This is a genomic window from Agrobacterium sp. 33MFTa1.1, from assembly GCF_004328495.1.
In the GTDB taxonomy this organism is placed as follows: Bacteria; Pseudomonadota; Alphaproteobacteria; order Rhizobiales; family Rhizobiaceae; genus Agrobacterium; species Agrobacterium pusense.
In genome coordinates, this window is record NZ_CP036359.1 from 1094499 (window position 1) to 1115376 (window position 20878).

Sequence of the window (20878 nt, forward strand, 5' to 3'; positions counted from 1 at the left end):
AGATATGGAGTAGGACGGGGATCAGGCTTTGACCATTCCAGGTGTTGTTATTGTCGGCGGCGCTCATGGCACGCTCGCCCTCGCGCGCAGCCTCGGGGCCCTGAATGTGCCTGTTTATTACCTCACCCATGACTCACCCTTGCCCAGCTGGTCGCGTTTCGTGCGGGAGACAATACGCTGGGCCGGTCCGCACGACGCAGGGGCAATGTCTTTCCTGCGGCAGATGGCCGACAGGCATCATCTCAAGGGTTGGCTGCTGGTCCCATCCGGCGATGGTGAGGTTCAGCTCGTTTCGCAGCATCACGATGAACTTTCGGCTCTCTACAAGATCGTTCTGCCGGACTGGGCAGCGCTGCAATGGCTGTGCGAAAAACCGCTGCTATACAGGCGTGCGGCGGAACTCGGCGTCAGAATTCCCAGGACCTATGCGCTGGCATCAGCCGCTGATATCGATGCGCTTGACGTGCTGTTTCCCGTCATTCTCAAGCCAAATATGGGCGGCGGCGATACTGCGATCGCCCGCGCCAAGGTCGTCCGCGCCGAAGATCGGGAGGCCCTGAAAGCCGCCTTTGCCGAGGCCAGCGAAGAGATCGGCGCCGGCAATGTGGTGGTGCAGGAACTCATTCCAGGTGGCGGACGAAACCAGTTCTCCTATGCTGCCCTGTGGCTGAACGGAGAACCAGTGGCGGAATTCACCGCCCGGCGCATCCGTCAGTATCCCGTCGATTTCGGTTACACCAGCACTCGGGTCGAGATTGTCGACAACCCGTCGGCGATCGATGCCGCCCGGACAATATTGAGGTCCGCCGGTCATAGCGGACTGGTCGAGGTGGAATTCAAGTTCGATGACCGGGACGGGACGCTGAAACTTCTCGATGTGAATCCGCGTCCGTGGTCGTGGTTCGGCCTCTGTTCTGCTGCCGGCATTGATCTTGGCGCATTGTTGTGGCGTGCCGCCAACGAAGAGCCGACCGGCGAGCCGGTCAAGGCCCGCAACGGCACGTCGTGGTCCTATCTTGTCCGTGATCTTGTTGCTGCATTTACCCTGGGGCGGAGAGGGGAGGTGCGGGCTGCCGACTATCTTGCGTCCCTCGCCAAGGTCCGCAGTTGGGCTGCATTTGCGCTGAATGACCCGCTGCCGGGCCTGATCGACCTGCCGCTGACAGCCTTCAGGGTGTTGAAAAAGCGGATATTACCCGGCCTGTCGTCGCGACAACCGGCGGGACTTTTTCTGCAGCCGGTAAAACGCCTTGTGAAATACACCGTCATAAGGGCCGGGCTGGAGGTGAGTTCCCTTCCGGCTGTCCGCTCGGCATTCCCTTCGCTTGCCGGGCGAGGTGTCATCTTCACGCTTCACCACGTGCGTCCGGGCGGCGCTGTTTCGGCTTTTGCGCCCAATGTACAATTGTCCGTCACGCCGGAGTTCCTCGAAGAGGCCGTACAGGCGGCGCTTGAATCGGGTCTCGTTCCCGTTCACCTGCATGATCTTCCGGCACTGCTTGCCGGCAGCGGAGAAGACCGGTCGTTTTGTGCCTTCACGCTTGATGATGGCTATCGCAACAACGCAGACTACGCCGCGCCGATCTTTCGCAAATATAACATTCCCTACACGATCTTCATCACGCCCGGTTTTGTCGAGCGTACACGCGGCCTGTGGTGGGAGACCGCCGCCGCGTTGACGCAGAAGGCGGCGTCGTTCGATTTCGATTTCGGGGCAGGGCCGGAGCACGTCACATGCGGAACGCCCCTGCAAAAAGCGGATGCATTCGCGCGGCTGGAAAATTTTGTCCAAAGTGCCGCCGAAGATGAAGCGGTGGAGAGGATCGATCGCGCCGCTCGACAGTGTGGAATCGATCCGGTTGCCATCGTGGACGAACTCATCATGGATGCTGCAGAACTCAGGGCGCTGTCGGAGGATCCTCTGGTGCATCTCGGCGCCCATACCATGACCCATGTGAATATGCGCAAGATCGACGCTGAGCGCCTGGCTTACGAGATTGCGGAATCGAAGCGCCGGGTAGAGGAATATGCGGGCCATACACCGCGCTCCTTTTCTTATCCCTATGGTTGGACGAAGGCGGTGGGCGAGCGCGAGGCGAAGGCGGTATCGGACGCAGGGTTTTCCGCGGCAGTCACCACACAGGCGGGGGTTCTCGGCCTCGGCAGTCTCGAAAAGCCCACACTCTTGCCGCGTGTTTCACTGAACGGCCGCTTTCAGAAAAAGCGCTTCGTCAAAGCCCTTATCTCCGGTCTGCCTTTCCGCTTCGTTTAGCGACGCGAGGGTTCGTCATCCTTGCTGGCACCCCGCTACCGGTGGGCATGGCTGATCTTGCTTTCCATTTCTCTCCGGCGACTTGAAAGGTCCGTGCGATCAATTTTGTTATTCACATCTATTTATCTATTGAATATAAATAAATTTATCGACGTAAAACCTTACAACTTTTCGAAGGCGATGCCGTGCTGTTGATTTTTGCCGATGATCTGACTGGCGCGCTCGACGCGGCCGCCCCCTTTGCCGGGCGCGGAATGGTGACAGAGGTGGCAACGGGGCTGGAAGGCGTGCATGCGGCGCTGGCCGCTGCCCCTGCCGTTCTCAGCGTCAATCTTGGATGCCGCGATGGGAAGGCGGACGAGGCCCGACGTCGCACACAGGAACTACTGGCACTGGTTCCAGCCGACACGATCCTGTTCAAAAAGATCGATTCCCGCCTGAAGGGACATATTGCGGCTGAAATGGATGCAATTTCTTTCCGGCGCGCTCTTGTCGTGCCGGCAATTCCGGATTTCGGACGTATCGTCAGCGGCGGCGCCGTCTCGGGCTTTGGGGTTGAAACCGCCATCGCGATTGATGAAAAACTGGGAAGACATGCCCTGCGTTGTTCGATACCCGATACGCGAACGACTGAGGATATCAGGCAGGCCCTTTCTGCCGCGCAGGCTGAAGGGATTGATCTTTTCATTGGCGCGCGTGGTCTTGCAGAGACGCTGGCGGCGGTGATGTCGGCGCGCGTCCTGCCCGATGTTGCAACCGTTCCACCTGGAAAGGGGATCTTTGTCATCGGTTCCCGCGATCCGATTACGTTGGAGCAGATTGACGTCCTCAAGAGCGCGGATCTGGTGTCGATCATTGAAGCGCCCAACGGTGTCGTTCCTCTGGACGCGGAGGAAGACGTCGACCTTTCCCTCATTCAGGCAACCCAGGGGAATGAGTATCTTTCTTCGCTTGAAGTTTCAGACCGGTTGGCGGAAGGGGTCGTTCCGCACTTCACGGCCGGCGCGGGCAGGCTGCTTCTGTCGGGTGGGGCAACGGCCGAGGCGGTGCTGCGGGCGATGGGCATTTTGCGGCTGCGTCTTGCCGGCGAGTGCCTGCCGGGCCTCGGTGTCGGCTGGGCGGGAAACCAATGCATCATTGCGAAATCGGGCGGTTTTGGGCAAGCTGACACATTGAAACGTATCGCGAAAATGATGCTTGGCGCGACAGATGCTGGAGAGAGCTGACCAGATGGGGCTGATGAAAGAAACGGCGCGCAAGGCACTTCCGGACATTATTTTCGAAAGGATGCACCGGGCGATAAAATCCGGCGCCTACAAGCCGGATGAAAGATTGCCGACCGAACATGAACTCGCCATGGAATTCGAAGTGTCCCGGCCGGTCGTTCGCGAGGCACTACGGCGATTACGCGAGCAGGGTTTCATTTACTCCCGCAGAGGTTCCGGCAGCTATGTCCGGGCCTTCGGTTTGCGGGAACCGCTTGGCTTCGGACAGCTGGAAAACGTTGCGGACCTTCTGAATTGCTACGAATTCAGGCTGACGCTCGAGCCCGCGGCGGCCGCTGCCGCGGCATTGCGGCATGACGCCGAAAGACTTGCGGCCATCAGGAAGGCGCTTGAGCTGATGCGGGATGCGACCAACCGCCAGTCCCACCGCGAGGATGCCGACTATCAGTTCCACCTTGCCATCGCGCGGGCGGCGCGGAACAGCTATTTCTCCACCGCGATGGAGGCTCTCAAGGATCATATCGCGGTCGGGATGAAATTCCACGGCATGTCCGTAAAGCGCGAGGCCTCGGGCCTGACCCGCGTTTTTGCCGAGCACGAGGCCATCGCAAAGGCGATCGCGGATGGAGATGCCGATTCAGCCCGCCAATTGATGCTGCAGCACCTGACAGGATCGCGCGACCGGCTTTTCGAGTCATCGCACGGAGATTAGGCGGCTCAAGTAAACGGCCCGAGAACCGATGCGCGGTCACGCGCATCGGTTCTGCTTCAGTAGGCGTGACGGTAAATTCCCAGCACGTCCTGCAGGGTCATGTCGACGGGGTTGTTATCCATCAACCTGCGGATGGCATGGGCATCCTCGGCATAGCGGGTCAGATCGGCCTCGGCTGCTCCGTGTTTGGCAAGCGACATTTCGATGCCGAGCGCCGCGCAGAAATCGGTTGCTGCCTTGCGCAGATCACCGGGCGAGAGATGGTCACGAAGCCCCAGCGCTCCGGCCACTTCCGCCGTCTTCGCGGAAACCGCAGGCTGATTGAAGGCCAGCACATGTGGAAAGACGATGGCGTTGGCCAGCCCGTGCGGCAGGCTGAGACGCGTGCCGAGCGGATAGGCGATGGCGTGGCCGGCCGCCGTGTTGACCGGCCCGAGGCAAATGCCGCCATAATAGGAGGCGAGCATCATGCCTTCCCGCGCTTCCGTATCCGAACCGTCACGTACGGCGCGGGCGAGATATTTCCCGACCAGCGTGAAGCCCATGCGGGCAAAGCCATCAATCATCGGATGTGCCTTGCGGTTGGTAAAGGCTTCGACGCAATGGGCCATGGCGTCGATGCCTGTTGCCGCAGTTACGGCCGATGGTACGGAGTAGGTGAGTTCCGGATCGAGAATAGCGAAATCCGCGATCAGATACGGGCTTTCGACGGCGATCTTGGTGCCCTTGAGGGGATCGGTGATCAGCGAGCGGATGCCTGCTTCCGAGCCGGTACCGGCCGTGGTGGCTATCTGCACGAGGCGTGTATCGCGACGGGCGACCTTGTTAGGTCCGGCGACGTCCTCGAGCGTCTGATCTGAATTCCACAATGCGGCGACAAGCTTTGCCACATCCATCACCGAACCGCCGCCGAGGCCGATGATGAGATCGGGCCTGGCAGTGCGCGCCGCATTGAGAGCGGCGTCCAGTGTCATCGTATCCGGCTCACCCGGAATGGCGTCGAAGACGGCAAAGGGCCCCTGCAGTTGCAGACGTTCGGCGAATTTTGCCGTCAGCGGCGTTGCGATTACCAGTGTTGAGGCCGTTTTGCCGGCCCAGTCACCAACCTGCGCGACGGTGCCTGCGCCAACCGCGAGCCTGCGCGGCTGGTGGATAAGAATGGGAGCCGTAGGCATGGTGCTCATCCCTTTCCACCCTTGCCTGCCACGAGCTTGCGCGCATAGGCGATGGCCGCATTCATGTTGCCGTGATTGGCGATGCCCTTGCCGGCTATGTCGAAGGCGGTGCCGTGATCGACGGAGGTACGGTCTATCGGCAGGTCGACGGAGACATTGACGGCGGTGTCAAAGGCGACGAGTTTGATGGGGATATGCCCCTGGTCATGATATTGCGCGACGACGAGATCGAAAGCGCCTGAATAGGCGCGATGAAATACGGTATCGGCGGAAACAGGCCCCTGTACCTCGATGCCTTCGGCGCGTGCGGCCGCAACCGCCGGCGCGATCTGATCGTCGTCCTCGGTGCCGAAAAGACCGTTTTCGCCGCAATGCGGATTGATGCCCGCCACCGCGATGCGGGGTCGTTCGTAGCCGATGCGCTTCAAGTGGGCGTTGCCGGCGCGAATGGTGGCCAGCACCCGCTCCGTCGTCGCCCGGCGTATGGCCTCCTGCAGCGAGACGTGGGTCGAAACATGAATGACCTTCAGCCGCTCGGACGCGAGCAGCATATAAGCGGCCAAGGCACCTGTCAGGCTGCGCAGCATGCCGGTGTGGCCGTCATAATGATGGCCCGCAAGGTTCAACGCTTCCTTATTGATCGGCGCGGTGACGATGCAGCCGATCCGCCCTGCCTCGGCGTCCCGCACAGCCGTTTCGATGAAGCGGAATGCGGCGTCGCCGGCCACCGGTGAAAGCGTGCCCCAGGGCAAAGGCGCACCCTCAACGGGCAAGTCTGCCACGTGGGGGGCAAGATCGATATCGAGACCGAGCGCCTGCCTTGCTGCCTCCAGCGTGGCGAGGTTTCCGTAAATCCGCGTTGCGGCCTGGTCGGAAGCGGACATTTCAGCAAATGCCCGGACAGTGATCTCGGGACCAACCCCGCAAGGATCGCCCATCGTGATGCCGATAATATTGCTCATCTTTTTCTCCCGTCCGCAGTTTCGGCCCAGCCGGGCTCCAGCCGCACATATTTGATGGCGCGACGATGATAGGTGTAGCTTGCGTGCAGCGCACCGTCAGGTGTCTCCAGAAGCCATGGATAGGACATTTCCAGGTTTCGGCCATCCGTCGAATCGTTCGACAGACATGTGCCCGGCCCGTTCTCGATCAGGATACGGGTCGGAAAGCTGCGCCCGTCGTCATCGGAAAGGCAGATTGTGACGGGTGCGCGCGGCACCCCCCAGACGGGCACGCATCCGCCGCTTGGATCAGCATCCGGCCTGCCATCGTCCTCTCCGAGTTCGTCATAAAGCGAGGCGCGGCGGTCGCTCGACTGGGCGGCGTTGACGGGATTGCAAATCATTGCCAGCCGGCCGCTACCGAGCCTTGTCACGGCGATGGAAGAATTGTTGTTCGGCACATCGGTCGGATGCGGCCTTGACCATGAGCGACCGCCATCCTTGCTTTCGGTGCGGTAGACAAAATCGGCCTGGCGACGGCGAAAAAAAGCGGAGTGTTGTCCGTCCGTTCCCGCCACCGGGCTCATATGCACGCAGCCGATCGAGTCCGGCAATTCCTGCAATGTCCATGTCTCGCCATCGTCCGTGGAAATGCCGAGCGCTGCCGTATCGTGGCTGCCGTTCCATTTCTGTCCGGGTCGCTGAACGCAACGGAAGATCGGCAACAGCCACGCTCCATCATCGCGGATGCGCAGCGGCGCGCGGATGAAACAGCCCTTGGGAAGATCGAGAAATCGTCCATCCTCTGAAATGAGCTTCTCCGGTTCCGACCGATTACGATGGATTTTCGCCATGCGGATGCGGCACTCATCTTGATTGCCGGAGGGCTGGGCGGTGTGAAACAGCCAGAGAGCGCCATCCGGCGCGGTGAAAAGAACAGGATTCTGTTCGGAGCGGGCCGTATCATGACTGAGGCGCTGCGGCGCTCCCCAGCGTCCGGCTCCGGGCGTCAGCACGGATGCGAAGATGGAAATATCCGACTTTCCCTCGAGCGTTCCCCCGAACCATGCGCAGAGCAGCACGCCATCGTCCAGAAGATGCAGGAAGCTCGCATGGTTCTGGATCATGGGCGATGGCAGAAAGGCTTCACGCCGTTTTTCTGACGTGACGTGGATATCTCCGGTCATGGCCTGAGCGATGTCATCAGGGGTCATCTTGATCTCCTCTTGGGCAGATGAAAATGGCATATTCGAAAAGTTGTCAAGTTTATTATGTAGAAAATATCGTGATATTCATTCGGAGTTTTATATCTAATATGTTGATTTACAACAATAAAAATTATAAACCGAGACTGATCTGAAATCGGTAAGGAAAAATAAATTGACAAAAAATGCGATAGCGTCGATGCTTTGATGACGGGTGGAGGAGACGATCATCCGCACGCCATGCTCCCCGATGCGGGAGACGGGGCCTTCAACTGCCTCTTGCGGTCCACCGCCATGTTGCTGAATTTCTGATCTGGGAGGAGAACGGAATGAAGAAGTCATTGATTGCGGGCGCCCTTGTTTTGGGTTCCCTCAGCGCCGCCGGCTCGCCGGCGTTTGCAGCTTCGGGGCCGATCAAGATCGTGCTGGCGGAAGAAGCGGACCTGCTTGAGCCCTGCATGGCCACGCGCTCCAACATTGGCCGTATCATTATGGAAAATGTCAGTGAGACCCTGACCGAGCTTGATGTGCGCGGCAAGAACGGCGTTCAGCCGCGCCTTGCTGAAAAATGGGAGCAGAACTCGGATGGCAGCTGGCGCTTCCACCTGCGTCAGGGCGTGAAATTTTCCGACGGTACGGATTTTGACGCCAAGGATGTGAAGCACAGCTTCGAGCGCATCATGAGCGACAAGAACGCCTGCGAGTCCCGTCGCTATTTCGGCGGCATGACGGTGACGCCGACGGTTGTCGACGACCATACGATCGATTTCAAGACGGATCCGGCCCAGCCGATCCTGCCGCTGCTGATGTCGCTCGTGACCATCGTTCCCGAAGAAACCAAGATGGAATTCATCCGCGAGCCTGTCGGCACCGGGCCCTACAAGCTGACCAACTGGACTCCCGGCCAGCAGATCGTACTGACGTCGCGTGATGATTATTGGGGCAAGAAGCCGCAGGTCACGGAAGCGACCTATCTCTTTCGCGCCGATCCCTCGGTGCGGGCCGCCATGGTGCAGACTGGCGAGGCCGATCTCTCCCCCTCCATTTCACAGCTAGACGCGACAAATCCTAAGACCGATTTTTCCTATCTCGACAGTGAAACGGTCTATATGCGCCTCGATCATAATATTGCGCCTTTGAACGATGTCAGGGTGCGCCGCGCGCTCAACCTTGCCATCGACAGGCAGGCATTTCTCGGCACGCTGGTTCCCGAAGGAGCGGTCCTGGCGACGGCGCTGGTTCCGCCGACCACGCTCGGCTGGAATCCCGACGTCAAGGTCTTCCCCTATGACCCTGAGGGTGCAAAAAAGCTGCTCGAAGAGGCAAAGGCCGCCGGCGTAAAGGTGGATACACCGATCACCGTCATCGCGCGCACGGCGAATTTCCCGAACGTTACCGAGATCATGGAAGCGATCCAGCAGCAATTGCAGGAAGTCGGCTTCAAGATCGACCTGAAATTCGTGGAAGTGGCCGAGCACGAAAGCTATTATTCGAAGCCATTCAAGGAAGGCCGTGGACCGCAGATCGTCGCCGCCATGCATGACAATTCCAAGGGCGACCCGTCCTTCACGATGTTCTTCAAATATGCCACCAAGGGTACCCAGTCCGGCTTTTCTGACAAGAAGGTGGACGATCTGATCGAACGCGCCTCCGCAGCCGTGGGTGACGAGCGCGCCAAGCTCTGGTCCGAACTCATCGCCTATCTGCATGATGACGTGGTAGCGGATGTGTTGCTGTTCCACATGGTCGGTTTCTCCCGTGTCTCCGAGCGGCTGGACTTCAAGCCGACCATTGCCACCAACTCGATGCTGCAGCTTTCGGAAATCGGCATCAAATAAGGTCCCGCGTCCTGTCAATGAAGAAGCGGCGGCGCGGCGGAAGCTTCGCCGCCGCATTGAAAAACCGGAGGCAACAATGCTGAACTTCATCCGAAAACGTTCATTTGCGAGCCTGATCTCCCTGATCGGCCTCATCGTGATGGTTTTCTTCCTGTCCCGCCTGACGGGCGACCCTGCGGCGCTGTTTCTGCCGGTGGAAGCGTCCGAGGAATTGAAGCAGCAGTTTCGCGCCTTGCACGGTTTGAACGACCCGCTGATGGTGCAGTTTCTGCGCTATGCCGGCGATGTGATGACGGGTGATCTGGGTGAATCTCTCCGAAAGGCGCGCCCGGCGCTGGATGTGGTGCTGGAGGCTTTCGTCTGGACGCTTTGGCTTGCCGTTATCACCATGTCGCTGGTCACCACGGCGGCCATCATCATCGGCTCGCTCGCGGCGTTCCGTTCCGGCGGCTTTTTTGACCGCGTCGCTTCGAGTATCTCACTCATCGGGGCATCCGTGCCGGATTTCTGGCTGGCGATCGTTGCGATCGTGGTTTTTTCCGTCAACCTGGCCTGGCTTCCCACGTCGGGCACAGGGTCCGTGCTGCACTGGATATTGCCTATCGCGGTTCTGTTTGTACGCCCCTTCGGCATTATCGTGCAGGTGGTGCGCGGCTCGATGATCGGCGCGCTGTCCTCGGCCTATGTCAAAACGGCGCGCGCCAAGGGTGTGAAATCGGGTCCGATCATCTTCATCCACGCCTTGCGCAATGCCATGTTGCCCGTGATCACCGTTATCGGCGATCAGGCGGCGAGCCTTCTCAACGGCGCCGTCGTGGTTGAAACCATCTTTGGTTTCCCTGGTGTCGGCAAGCTGATGATCGATTCCATCCTTCAGCGGGATTTCAATGTCGTTCTGGCCGCCATCCTCGTCACGGCGTTGGCCATCTTCCTGATGAGCCTTCTGATCGATATCGCCTATGCGCTGCTCGATCCGCGCATCCGGCACTGAGGAGGTCGTCCAGCCATGAGCCTTATGAACGCCGATACTGAGATCATCGATGAACCGTCTTTCGCAACCCGCATGCTGCGCATGTTGTGGGCGGACAAGTTTGCGCTCTGCGCGGCCATCTTTCTCGTCATTGTCGTCATTCTCGCCTTTGTCGGCCCGGCCTGGCTCGGCGATCTCGCGACAAAACAGAACCTGCGCGGGCGCAACCTTGCACCGTTCGACTGGCAGCGCGAGTGGTATTTCTGGCTGGGGGCGGATGCACTCGGCCGCCCGCTTCTCGCGCGCATCGTCGCCGCCACACAAAACACGATGATGATCGCCGCCGGCGCGGTTTTTCTCTCCGCCGTCACCGGAACTGTACTCGGCCTCATCGCCGGTTTTTCCTCCAGCCGCACCGGTCAGATCATCATGCGGCTTGCGGATGTGATCATGTCCTTTCCATCGCTGCTGATTGCGGTCATCGTGCTTTATCTGCTGGGCTCCTCCATCCTCAACCTGATGCTGGTACTCGCCATCACACGGATTCCCGTTTATATTCGCACCACCCGGGCGGAGGTGCTGGAGGTGCGCGAACGGATGTTCGTGCAGGCGGCGAGGGTCATGGGCGCTTCGGGAAAACGCATCCTCTTCCGCCACATCCTGCCCGTGGTGCTGCCGACACTGACGACCTTGGCAACGCTTGATTTCGCTTATGTCATGCTCGCGGAAAGCGCGCTGTCCTTCCTCGGCATCGGCATTCAGCCTCCGGAAATCACCTGGGGCCTGATGATTTCGCAGGGGCGGCAATATCTCACCAATGCCTGGTGGCTGTCCTTCTGGCCGGGGCTCGCCATCATTCTCACCACCCTGTCGCTCAACCTGCTGTCCAACTGGCTGCGCATCGCGCTCGACCCGGTGCAGCGCTGGCGGCTGGAAATGAAGGGCCGTAAAAATGGCTGATCATCTTCTCGAGGTGCGCAATCTTTCCGTGGAATTCCACACCGTAAGCGGTGTCGTGCATGCGGTGAAGGATGTCTCCTACCATATCGACCGAGGTGAGACGCTGGCGATCCTTGGCGAAAGCGGTTCCGGCAAGTCGGTATCCTCGTCGGCCATCATGAACCTCATCGACATGCCGCCCGGCCGCATCGGCGGTGGAGAAATATTGCTCGACGGCAAGGACCTGCTGACCATGCCGACCGAGGCGCGCCGCGAGATCAACGGCCGGCGCATCGCCATGATCTTTCAGGATCCGCTCAGCCATCTCAACCCGGTTTATACTGTTGGCTGGCAGATCCGCGAGGCAATGACCACGCATGGCATGGGCAAGGCCGAGGCAGAAGCGGAAGCGAGGCGGCTTATAGCGCGTGTGGGCATTCCCGATCCTGACAGGGCGCTGACGAAATACCCGCATGAATTTTCCGGCGGCCAGCGCCAGCGCGTGATGATCGCCATGGCGCTGGCGTTGCGCCCCGATCTTCTGATCGCCGACGAACCCACCACCGCGCTCGACGTGACGGTGCAGGCGGAAGTGCTTTCGCTGCTCAGGGAACTGCAGCGGGAAACGGGCATGGCAGTGCTCATCATTACCCATGATCTCGGCGTAGTCGCCGAAATTGCCGACCGGGTCGTGGTGATGGAGAAGGGCGTTCTGGTAGAGGCCGGCACCGTTCGCGAGGTTTACAGCAATCCGCAGCACCCCTACACCCGCAAGCTGATCAACGCCGCCCCCGGCCGGGGCGAGATGCATGAGCCGAAAGCAACGGGTGAGCCATTGCTCAGCGTGCGGAATGTGCGCAAGCGTTACGGCGCCTTCGAGGCGTTGAAAGGTGTCTCTTTCGACCTGATGGCCGGAGAAACCATCGCCGTCGTCGGCGAAAGCGGTTCCGGCAAGTCGACGCTCGCCCGCATCCTGCTGCGGCTCGATGAGCCGGATGCCGGCAGCGCCGTCTGGAAGGGGCGTGACTTGTTCAGGCTGTCGCCAGCGGAGCTTTATGCGCTTCGGCGCGATCTGCAGATGGTGTTTCAGGACCCTACCCAGTCGCTCAATCCCCGCATGACGGTGTTCCAGCTGATTTCCGAAGCCTGGGTCATCCATCCGGACATAGTGCCGAGGGCGAAATGGCGCGAACGGGTTGCCGAATTGCTGCAGCAGGTCGGTCTTTCACCGGATCATATGCGCCGGTATCCGCATCAGTTTTCCGGCGGCCAGCGGCAGCGCATCGCCATTGCCCGGGCGCTGGCGCTGGAGCCGAAGCTGATCATCTGCGACGAAGCGGTTTCTGCACTCGACGTTTCGGTTCAGGCGCAGGTTATTGCGCTGCTGGACAAGCTGCGCCGCGAAATGGGCCTCTCTTTTATCTTCATCGCTCACGACCTGCCGGTGGTGCGGGATTTTGCCGATCACGTCATGGTCATGCAGCGCGGGGAGGTGGTGGAATTCGGCACCGTCCGCCAGATTTTCGAAGCGCCGGGCGAGGCTTACACGCGCGCGCTCCTTTCAGCCAGTCTCGACCCCGACCCCGATAGGGAGGCCGGACATAACGCTGCATCGCCTGTCCAGGCCACCGGAAATTCAAGCGGAGTTCTTTCATGAGCAAACAAGCCTTCGTTGCGCTCGTCACCTGTTTTAATGAAGACGAAACCATCAATTATGAGGCGACGCGTGCGCAGGTGCGCCGCCAGGTAGCCGCCGGCAACAACATCATGTGCGCCGGTACCAACGGCGATTTTACCGCGCTGACGCATGATGAAAAGATCCGGCTGACGGAGGAGGTGGTGGATGAGGTGGCCGGCCGCGCCAGGGTCATCGTGAATGCTGGCATGCCGGCCACCTTCGAAACCCTGCAGCTCGCGAGATCCTTCGACCGTATTGGTGTCGACGGCATCGCCGTCATCACGCCCTTCTTCATCGCCTGTACGCAGGATGGCCTGATCCGCCATTTCTCGACGGTGGCCGACGCTGTCGACACGCCGGTCTATCTCTATGACATTCCCGCCCGCACCCAGAACCACATAGAACCGGAAACCGCCCGCAAGCTCGCCACTCACGGCAATATCGCCGGCATCAAGGATTCCGGCGGTGCACAGCAGACGCTCGAAGCCTATCTTCGGGTGGCGAAGGATGTGCCCGGCTTCGAGGTCTATTCCGGCCCGGACCATCTCGTTCTGTGGTCGCTGCAGAACGGTGCGGCAGGCTGCATTTCCGGTCTCGGCAACGCGCTTCCGGATGTGCTCGCCGGCATTCTCGATGCTTTCAACGCCGGCGACATCGCCGAAGCCGAACGCCAGCAGGCCATTTATGCGGCTTTCCGCACAGATCTTTATGCCCTCGGTTTCGCGCCGGCCATGGTGAAACGTTCGCTTTATCTCCAGGACCCTTCCGTCGGCGCCAGCCGCCAGCCGGCGCTCCTGCCGGATCCTGATCAGGATGACCGGATCATTGACATCCTCCGGCGCTATCAGCGACTGTAGACCTGATCGATCAATCACACCCGCCTGGCAAAATCCGAGGCGTGTCATCAGTAAATATCGGCAAAAACAATCAAACTCCAACCCCATTCCGTGAGCTCGTTCAAGACGAATAATTTGTGACACAAACGCGAAATTCCGCTTGTCAGCCCGGCCATTGATGTTTAAGAGGAGCGCGCAACGCAAGCGTTCGCGCATGCGGAGAGGTGGCAGAGTGGTCGAATGCACCGCACTCGAAATGCGGCATACCTGCAAGGGTATCGTGGGTTCGAATCCCACCCTCTCCGCCATAATCTGCCTTGGGTGGGCAAGGGTTTCCCGGATTGGCTGTTATCTATTGGTGTCCAATATCGGTCCTGTGCGCCCGATGGGCCACACTCGCGGCACATCCGAGGGTCGAATAGGAATCAGACTAGCCTCTTCCTCTTAATCGATTTATACCGCACGCATTAACCACCGAAAAGGCGAGTAGAATGAACGTCGATGTTGATCTGGGCGAAATAGACGAGATAGATGATGCTCCATCCGTAGTCGACTCGCGTGATCCAGACGAATTTTTGGCGAAAAATGCGTTCCGCGTTGTATATCAGACGAATAACTTTCTACTTCCTCAGATAAGAGATATGATTGACCGGGGAGAAGCCATAAATCTTCACCCAGAATATCAGCGGCGTTTACGCTGGAACACAACGCAGAAATCGCGGCTGATCGAGTCGCTTCTTCTCAATATACCTATCCCACCGGTTTTCTTTTATGAAAACGACGCTGCCCGCTATGAAGTGATGGATGGTCAGCAAAGGTTAAATACTATACGTGAGTTTTTCTCTGGTGCGTTCGCGTTAACCGGGCTGAGAGTTCTCTCCCCGCTGAACGGTATCCGTTATCCAAAAGCCCCGCCTCGCGTGAAACGAACTTTAGATCGCGCAAGCATATCGGCTATCGTTCTCCTAATGGAAAGCGAAACCGAAATCACGGGAAGCAACCTTCTCAATCTCACTGACATTCGGCGGTTGGTCTTTGATAGACTGAATACCGGCGGAATGAAGTTGAATGCGCAAGAGTTGCGGAACGCTCAAAATCCCGGACCCTTTAATAATGCGATAGTAGAGTTAAGTAGGTATTCTTTATTTACGCAAGTCTTCGGAATTCCAGCCTATAATGAAACTAATCCTGACGACTATTATATAAATCCAGAGCGGCAGAAAAACAGCCTATACAGCACAATGAAGGATTGCGAACTCGTTCTGCGTTATTTTGCTTTAAAAAATGACGCCAATATTCGTGGTTCAATGAAATCCATGCTGGACCGAGCAATGGACACTCAAATGACTCATGAGCAAGCAGAGGCAGCAAAAGTCGAATTTAAGAGCCGATTCAAATTCCTCTTCGACCTGTTTGGTGGAGAACCATTCTCAATCAAAGCACCAAATGACAACAGAGAGCGAGTTTCCGCGGCAGTCTATGATGCTGCTATGGTTGCTGTAAATCGTCTATGGGATCGCAGGAACGAGATTGCCGCACGCAACGCTGCGATTATGTTGAGGCTCACACAGGCTCTCGCCAACCCGACTGAGTATGACATTCTAGTAGGACGAGGCAACACAGCGGAGTCCGTCAGAGATCGCATTTCGTTATTTCAGACAATTCTGCTTGCATCGTGATACCGATGACAAACAACTATGACTTGATAGGTGAGGATTTCATAGCCGATCTCGACGCGCTATGCGGAGTAGTCCGACTTATTAGTGCGAGTAAGGTTTCCAGCAAAGCTCGTGTTGCTTCAATCAATTCCGCAATCTTGTTGATGGCAGCAACCTTCGAAGAGTTCATCCGCCAGATGGGACGGCAATTCGCAAAGGATTTGGTTACTCAAACTAAGGATCCCAAAAAGCTACCACGAAAGCTCCCGGCTACTGCCTGGAGGCGAACACTTGAGCATCTGGCTCGCGAAAAAATTGATACAGGAGGGACATCGCTTTCATTAGAACATATTTCAGCATCATCGCGGTTGAAATTTGATACAGTCTGCTCGTTTTTAGGGGGGGATGTGTCTCAAGATATATACAAGATGTTGATACACAACGACAACAATATGCGACCCAATGAAATCAATTCAATTTTTTCGGTATGCGGTTTGTCAGATGTCTGTAATTTGGTTTGTAAGCATGAAGTGATGAAGGAGCATTATGGGCTTCAGGAACAGGGCAAGGTTCACGGTCAATTCGTAACTTCATTGAACGATTTTATGGAAATGAGGAACGACATTGCTCACGCACTGAATGTCGACAGTTCTGTCGGTGCCGAGACCGTCTACAAATTCGCAGATGAGTTCAAAGCATTAGCTGTAGCGCTGGCTGCTGAATTGCCAGATCATCTTCCAGAACGTGCTTTGGCTGAGGCTACTCATTAATTGACCCAGCGACCTTGGACCCTTCGTCAGGGCGTCCTAAGCATGATTTTCAACATCTGTTGGAGATCACGATGGCGACAATCAGAAAACTTAGGGGGCGCTGGCAGGCACAGGTTCGTCGGCGCGGAATGAAACCCCGCTGCAAGAGCTTTGACACAAAGCTCGAAGCGGAAAAGTGGGCGCGCGACCTTGAGGCGCAGGTTGATCGGTTCGGCGCTGCGCCGGACACGAAAATCCTAGAAAGCACAACGCTCGGACAGCTTCTCGAACGATACCAGCACGAAGTTTCGCCTTTGAAGCGTGGCTCCGTCCAAGAGATACAGCGCATTGATGTGTTGCGTCGCCACGAACTCGCATACCGGACGATGATCGGACTGAGCCAACAGGACATTGCCTCGTTCCGCGACGAGCGCCTTCAATCGGTAGCTCCATCTACTGCTGTCCGCGAACTTGCGATCCTCAGCCACGTCCTCGAGGTCGCCATCCGGGATTGGGGTCTGCCTCTTGCAAAGAACGTCGTGAAGCTGGTTCGTCGTCCGGTGATCCGCAATGAACGCAGCCGTCGCCTCGCACCTGATGAAGAGCAACGGCTGCTTGATGCTTGCGATGTCGGAAAAATACCTTTTCTCCGGACGCTGTTGGTCGTTGCCGTCGAGACCGGGATGCGCCGTGGTGAGCTTCTTGGATTGAAGTGGACAGATTTTTCGCACAATCGCCGGGTGCTCTCTCTTGCTCTTACCAAGAACGGTTCCCGTCGTGACGTTCCTCTGTCACAGCGAGCATTTGATACATTGATAGCTTGGAAGGAACATCCGGATGTAGATCAATCTACTATATTTCCAATGCGTGCCGGAACGCTTGAACAGGCATGGCGAAGGTTGCTGGTGCGTGCTGGCATAAACGGGTTGCGCTTTCATGATCTACGCCATGAAGGTGTCAGCCGCTTGTTCGAACGGGGTTTGAACGTGATTGAGGTCAGCAGCGTGAGCGGGCACAAAGAGTTGCGGATGCTAAGGAGATACACGCACCTCGCCGCTGACGATCTCGTGGCCCGTCTGGGATAGATTAATCTACGAAATGCAATCGTGAAGCTGCGCTGTGTCTCGTGCGCCGGAGCACAGCGAAGTCTTAGAAAAAATCGTCTCGACTGAAGGGGATGCCTCGGGTCGCCACCGAGTGTCAAAATCCAAACCACCTCTCCCGCTAGAAGCTGGAGATTTACCTTTTGACAAATAGCGGCGTCAGACGCGACAGAAACGCCAAGAATCCACCGGAATAACAAGTGGGATGAACAACCGGCTTCTAAGGATATATAAGAAACTTGGTGCCGCTACCTTTACACTAAGTTGACGCGAAACGCCCGATTTCGCGTTTTTTGCTCGTTTGCGGCATCTTTCGTGATCCAAACTATCGAGCGGCGGATGAGAACGCTTTTTTTGGTTTGCGTGTCGGGCGAAAAAGCTCCGCGTGACCACCTCTGAGTTTTCTTGAACATTTTTAAGAATCCGCCGAAGATTCCGCTATATACTGAAACGAGCTGCCGGCTGCTCATCCGAAAACGAAACCCGCTTAACTCGCCATAGTGGCGTGGAGGATGAGCTATGACTAAAACACCAAAATCTCCCGAACAATTGCGGGTCGACTCCCTCATCGAGACGATCCAGCAACATCCGACTGACGTGCTTGAGGCTGAGCGGCGGCTCTACAGCAGGAAGTGGTTTGATTATCGGTTCATGTCCCCGCATGATGCCAACATGCTCTTTGCTCGAACCTATCAGGAAATTTTTCGGCGGAAATTCGCGGCAGAGGTTGATTCCCAATCTGTCGAAAACGTCAGCGGAATTCATCTCCGCACGATTGCTACTAACGCCCGCGAGAGAAGTCATCTCGTTGCCGCCCGGCAGCGGGCAGACGACTTTGGAGTTCCCTACCCGTTCTATATTGAGGTAGCTCTTGAGTTCGCTCTACGTCGAGGTGACAAGCGCGACAAGTTTCCGCGGCCAAATCAACTGCACGGAAATGATAAGTCGGCACCTTGGTTTGCAAAATTTCTTATGGGGAGATGGAGGGAATATGTGACCGCAGGTCTTGCCCGTGTCGAGCATCCTTCCTACCGGATCGAAAACTATCGCGGCATCCCAGCACAGGACGACTTCAGGCGCTTCATCCTCGAATACGTCAAAGAAGTGAGCATGCCGCTTCACCGTGCAATCCAGCTTTTCAGCTACGATAGAAAGCAGGTTCCGGCTGAAATCTTCAAGTCCATTACGACCGAGGAGGCCTTCGAACGAGCGCTGGCGATCGCAGATAGCAACCTCAGTGATGGTCCGGTCGCAGAGATGGGTTCCACTTCATTGGGTTCCACGGAACGTTGGCCGACCTGCTTCGGGATGCACTACACTCATGACCCTTCCTCGAAGGAATGCTCATCGTGCCCGCAGAGACAGGGCTGCAAAAAGCTTGGTGATTTCGTTCTGAGCGAAGCTTCTAGACAGTGTGGAGTTGAAGACCCGGCGGGAGATTATAAGAGGCGGATGGATCGGAAGCGGCAACAGCGTTGTAGAGCCAAAAAACGCGGTCGAGAGGATGGCAGCGGTTCGATTACGCTCCCCCACATTCATGATTAGGTTTTCCTAACCGGGGCAGATTTTGGAGAGAAGACGTGTCACGCTACCAATTATATAAATATTCTATTTAAGATAATATAGAAGAGAATTGGTAGCGTGACATTCTGGTCCTGAAACACTGTCCGGCCTGTAAACTGCAAGCCAACTCCGAGCATACGACAACTTCGCCGGTGGTTAGAAAGGGCACTCGGCAAGAAGAGGAAAAACCTCACAGAGAGTCACCAGCGAGAGCCAGCGTTGGGACGAACATTTCCTCATCCCGTCATTCAAAGCGAGCCAGCGAGCTTCTCTGAGTCAATATGAAGCATCCAGACGCTGCGCGTCGACCTTGAGAGTTCGAAGCAATGTCCGGGGGTGAATTCCATGCTGTTTCGCGATGGATTCGGCGGTCGCTAAACCGTTCGCTAAAGCCTGTCGAGCGTCCCGGCGCTGATCGTCTGTCATTGCAGGGCGACGACCGATGCGGCTCCCACGAGCACGAGCGGCAGCCATACCAGCCCGCGTCCGTTCGCTAATCAGCGATCGCTCGAACTCGGCCATCGACGCGAGAACGTGCAGCAAGAGCCGACCGGCTGGCGTGCCAGTGTCTAAGCTTTCACTCAACGATCGGAACTCCACCCCACGCTCGTTAAGGTCGCGAATGAGTTTGAGAAGTTCGAAGAGAGATCGACCCAAACGGTCGAGACGCCAGACAACGATGGTATCTCCGCGCCGAAGCTTTCGAAGCAGGCGCGTCAGACCGGGTCTTGTAAAGTCTGCGCCGGAGTATCCTTCATCTGTAAGGACATCGGTGCATCCCGCCGCCCTCAGCGCCGACATTTGTAAGTCGAGGCTTTGTTCCACGGTGCTGACGCGAGCATATCCCAAGGTGTTCATTCTGCCTGCCGCCTAAATTTTGGTGCAATCCATCCGTGTATGATACCCGGCAAGCCCTTGATTAAAAGGAACCTTTTCGTGCAACACGGCTTTTCTGTTGACCGAGAAGCGTCTCCGAAGGATCTCAATACGTTATCTTCGTGCGCCATATCGTCGGTTCGTTATGACGGAACCCTTCCCTTTCGTGCGGTGCCTACATCACGAAATCTATGGAGGGTCAGGTGCTCAGCAAAAAAATGACGAGAATGTTTGTTCTAATGGCAACGGCGCTGACCCCGTCAATATGCGTGCTCAGCAGTCCGGCGATCGCAGGCCCGCTAGACACCGCTTACGCGAATGCGATGGTTCCTTACGTCGTGCTGAAACGCAGCTCCGTCGAATGTGGAAAACCCGCCGGAGAGCACATCTCCTACAAGACCCGGCTACTTGGCATCCTCGGTCGTGTTCCAAGTATCGATTTGATTGCAGCCGATAGAGAAATCGAACGTGCATTTGAACGGGAAGCGCCAAGGACGAGCTACGCTGAGTGCTCCGATGCCCTTCTTCAGCGGTATCAGAACACTCTCGGCACTGATGCAGAGAGGGCCTTGCAATATCTTGCCGAGCAGGTTCGCGCATCTCAGTAAAAGGGGATCGATCTACTATTTTAGATGTGCTTGTTCTTTTCAAGCCATCCTTCCAATGCGGCCACCAGTGTTGGTCGTAAACGGCTGCCATTGTGAAGAGCTTGCCCTAAGGACGGGTTGAGGCGCTTTTCGCCCAACTCAACCATGACATCGCCCATCTGTAAATTCCGCATGGCCATTATCGCTTTGATACGCGACTTTGCCCACGGTTGGAGGCGCCGATCAATCGCGACTGGAACTTTCGCACCAGCAGAGCTAGGGTGCCGCGTCTTTATGCCGGATTGAGCCAGCAACCACTTTTCAAATTCATCTCGTTCCTGCGCGCTGGCTTTTTGCCAAGCGTTCTTTAACTCATGAAGCCGAGTTCGTGGCTTTTTCAAACCGGCAGCGATCGCCGCAGACAGGACATTTCCGTATCTGCCAGCTACCCAATCGGCGTATATGTTAGGATGATCGCGTTTGAGGCGATTTTCCAGATAGGCGTTTGATCGATCTTGCTTGGCAGTCATAGCGCGCGGGACAATAAGCC

Annotated in this window: 18 protein-coding genes and 1 tRNA gene; 14 read left to right on the plus strand and 5 right to left on the minus strand. The window is 57.2% G+C overall.

All coding sequences use genetic code 11. The annotated features are described in order from the left end of the window. Window positions 1–28: 28 nt before the first annotated feature. The 3 genes from EYD00_RS18855 (at window position 29) to EYD00_RS18865 (ending at window position 4210) form a co-directional block, all read left to right on the plus strand. Window positions 29–2272 (plus strand): polysaccharide deacetylase family protein, encoded by a 2244-nt coding sequence (locus EYD00_RS18855; RefSeq protein ID WP_022563323.1) that lies wholly within the window; start codon window positions 29–31, stop codon window positions 2270–2272. Between the two features lie 185 nt (window positions 2273–2457). Next, window positions 2458–3498 carry a four-carbon acid sugar kinase family protein gene (locus EYD00_RS18860; RefSeq protein WP_034500310.1) on the plus strand — a complete coding sequence of 347 codons (1041 nt, stop codon included), beginning with the start codon at window positions 2458–2460 and terminating at the stop codon, window positions 3496–3498. Between the two features lie 4 nt (window positions 3499–3502). Further along, the gene (locus EYD00_RS18865) at window positions 3503–4210 is read left to right on the plus strand and encodes a FadR/GntR family transcriptional regulator (protein ID WP_004437348.1); all 708 of its coding nucleotides are present in this window, start codon (window positions 3503–3505) and stop codon (window positions 4208–4210) included. A 56-nt stretch (window positions 4211–4266) separates the two neighbouring features. Here the strand turns inward: EYD00_RS18865 and EYD00_RS18870 are convergent, their stop codons facing one another. The 3 genes from EYD00_RS18870 to EYD00_RS18880 are packed head-to-tail and all read right to left on the minus strand — an operon-like array spanning window position 4267 to window position 7540. Beyond that, entirely contained in the window at window positions 4267–5394 is a 1128-nt protein-coding gene (locus EYD00_RS18870) for an iron-containing alcohol dehydrogenase (RefSeq protein WP_022563326.1), read from the minus strand. Next, on the minus strand, window positions 5391–6347 hold the full coding sequence (pdxA, locus tag EYD00_RS18875) for a 4-hydroxythreonine-4-phosphate dehydrogenase PdxA (RefSeq protein ID WP_006699954.1): 957 nt from the start codon (window positions 6345–6347) through the stop codon (window positions 5391–5393). Before pdxA ends, EYD00_RS18870 begins: the two co-directional genes overlap by 4 nt. After that, the gene (locus EYD00_RS18880; protein WP_022563327.1) at window positions 6344–7540 is read right to left on the minus strand and encodes a sialidase family protein; all 1197 of its coding nucleotides are present in this window, start codon (window positions 7538–7540) and stop codon (window positions 6344–6346) included. Before EYD00_RS18880 ends, pdxA begins: the two co-directional genes overlap by 4 nt. Before the next feature lie 320 nt (window positions 7541–7860). Between EYD00_RS18880 and EYD00_RS18890 the strand changes: the two genes are divergently transcribed. From EYD00_RS18890 to EYD00_RS18935, 10 genes are all read left to right on the plus strand, one after another. Beyond that, entirely contained in the window at window positions 7861–9369 is a 1509-nt protein-coding gene (locus EYD00_RS18890; RefSeq protein ID WP_004437354.1) for an ABC transporter substrate-binding protein, read from the plus strand. A gap of 76 nt (window positions 9370–9445) precedes the next feature. Then, complete coding sequence (locus tag EYD00_RS18895) at window positions 9446–10360, plus strand: ABC transporter permease (protein WP_022563329.1); 915 nt, start codon at window positions 9446–9448, stop codon at window positions 10358–10360. A 15-nt stretch (window positions 10361–10375) separates the two neighbouring features. Then, window positions 10376–11299: an ABC transporter permease gene (locus EYD00_RS18900; RefSeq protein ID WP_022563330.1), complete on the plus strand. Its 924-nt coding sequence runs from the start codon at window positions 10376–10378 to the stop codon at window positions 11297–11299. Then, the gene (locus tag EYD00_RS18905) at window positions 11292–12935 is read left to right on the plus strand and encodes an ABC transporter ATP-binding protein (RefSeq protein ID WP_006699958.1); all 1644 of its coding nucleotides are present in this window, start codon (window positions 11292–11294) and stop codon (window positions 12933–12935) included. Before EYD00_RS18900 ends, EYD00_RS18905 begins: the two co-directional genes overlap by 8 nt. Further along, complete coding sequence (locus EYD00_RS18910) at window positions 12932–13813, plus strand: dihydrodipicolinate synthase family protein (RefSeq protein WP_004437365.1); 882 nt, start codon at window positions 12932–12934, stop codon at window positions 13811–13813. Before EYD00_RS18905 ends, EYD00_RS18910 begins: the two co-directional genes overlap by 4 nt. Window positions 13814–14010: 197 nt before the next feature. Further along, a tRNA-Ser gene (locus tag EYD00_RS18915) sits at window positions 14011–14100 on the plus strand. Between the two features lie 183 nt (window positions 14101–14283). Further along, entirely contained in the window at window positions 14284–15471 is a 1188-nt protein-coding gene (locus EYD00_RS18920; RefSeq protein ID WP_051674353.1) for a DUF262 domain-containing protein, read from the plus strand. 5 nt (window positions 15472–15476) lie between these two features. Then, complete coding sequence (locus EYD00_RS18925) at window positions 15477–16220, plus strand: HEPN domain-containing protein (RefSeq protein WP_034500313.1); 744 nt, start codon at window positions 15477–15479, stop codon at window positions 16218–16220. A 71-nt stretch (window positions 16221–16291) separates the two neighbouring features. After that, window positions 16292–17284 carry a site-specific integrase gene (locus EYD00_RS18930; RefSeq protein ID WP_034500314.1) on the plus strand — a complete coding sequence of 331 codons (993 nt, stop codon included), beginning with the start codon at window positions 16292–16294 and terminating at the stop codon, window positions 17282–17284. A gap of 537 nt (window positions 17285–17821) precedes the next feature. Beyond that, entirely contained in the window at window positions 17822–18847 is a 1026-nt protein-coding gene (locus EYD00_RS18935; RefSeq protein ID WP_034500317.1) for a hypothetical protein, read from the plus strand. 294 nt (window positions 18848–19141) lie between these two features. Here the strand turns inward: EYD00_RS18935 and EYD00_RS18940 are convergent, their stop codons facing one another. Beyond that, window positions 19142–19723 (minus strand): recombinase family protein, encoded by a 582-nt coding sequence (locus EYD00_RS18940; protein WP_034500318.1) that lies wholly within the window; start codon window positions 19721–19723, stop codon window positions 19142–19144. A gap of 221 nt (window positions 19724–19944) precedes the next feature. On the opposite strand from EYD00_RS18940, the gene EYD00_RS18945 reads away from it, so the two are divergent. Next, the gene (locus EYD00_RS18945; protein WP_131258904.1) at window positions 19945–20349 is read left to right on the plus strand and encodes a hypothetical protein; all 405 of its coding nucleotides are present in this window, start codon (window positions 19945–19947) and stop codon (window positions 20347–20349) included. A gap of 20 nt (window positions 20350–20369) precedes the next feature. On the opposite strand, the gene EYD00_RS18950 is transcribed toward EYD00_RS18945, so the two are convergent. After that, complete coding sequence (locus EYD00_RS18950; protein WP_034500322.1) at window positions 20370–20858, minus strand: hypothetical protein; 489 nt, start codon at window positions 20856–20858, stop codon at window positions 20370–20372. Window positions 20859–20878 lie beyond the last annotated feature (20 nt).

Bases quoted from the DNA above. Each gene is read 5' to 3' on its own strand.
- EYD00_RS18865 (WP_004437348.1), top strand. From the start codon at position 3,503: ATGGGGCTGATGAAAGAAACGGCGCGCAAGGCACTTCCGGACATTATT.
- EYD00_RS18870 (WP_022563326.1), bottom strand. From the start codon at position 5,394: ATGAGCACCATGCCTACGGCTCCCATTCTTATCCACCAGCCGCGCAGG.
- pdxA (WP_006699954.1), bottom strand. From the start codon at position 6,347: ATGAGCAATATTATCGGCATCACGATGGGCGATCCTTGCGGGGTTGGT.
- EYD00_RS18880 (WP_022563327.1), bottom strand. From the start codon at position 7,540: ATGACCCCTGATGACATCGCTCAGGCCATGACCGGAGATATCCACGTC.
- EYD00_RS18890 (WP_004437354.1), top strand. From the start codon at position 7,861: ATGAAGAAGTCATTGATTGCGGGCGCCCTTGTTTTGGGTTCCCTCAGC.
- EYD00_RS18895 (WP_022563329.1), top strand. From the start codon at position 9,446: ATGCTGAACTTCATCCGAAAACGTTCATTTGCGAGCCTGATCTCCCTG.
- EYD00_RS18900 (WP_022563330.1), top strand. From the start codon at position 10,376: ATGAGCCTTATGAACGCCGATACTGAGATCATCGATGAACCGTCTTTC.
- EYD00_RS18905 (WP_006699958.1), top strand. From the start codon at position 11,292: ATGGCTGATCATCTTCTCGAGGTGCGCAATCTTTCCGTGGAATTCCAC.
- EYD00_RS18910 (WP_004437365.1), top strand. From the start codon at position 12,932: ATGAGCAAACAAGCCTTCGTTGCGCTCGTCACCTGTTTTAATGAAGAC.
- EYD00_RS18920 (WP_051674353.1), top strand. From the start codon at position 14,284: ATGAACGTCGATGTTGATCTGGGCGAAATAGACGAGATAGATGATGCT.
- EYD00_RS18925 (WP_034500313.1), top strand. From the start codon at position 15,477: ATGACAAACAACTATGACTTGATAGGTGAGGATTTCATAGCCGATCTC.
- EYD00_RS18930 (WP_034500314.1), top strand. From the start codon at position 16,292: ATGGCGACAATCAGAAAACTTAGGGGGCGCTGGCAGGCACAGGTTCGT.
- EYD00_RS18935 (WP_034500317.1), top strand. From the start codon at position 17,822: ATGACTAAAACACCAAAATCTCCCGAACAATTGCGGGTCGACTCCCTC.
- EYD00_RS18940 (WP_034500318.1), bottom strand. From the start codon at position 19,723: ATGAACACCTTGGGATATGCTCGCGTCAGCACCGTGGAACAAAGCCTC.
- EYD00_RS18950 (WP_034500322.1), bottom strand. From the start codon at position 20,858: ATGACTGCCAAGCAAGATCGATCAAACGCCTATCTGGAAAATCGCCTC.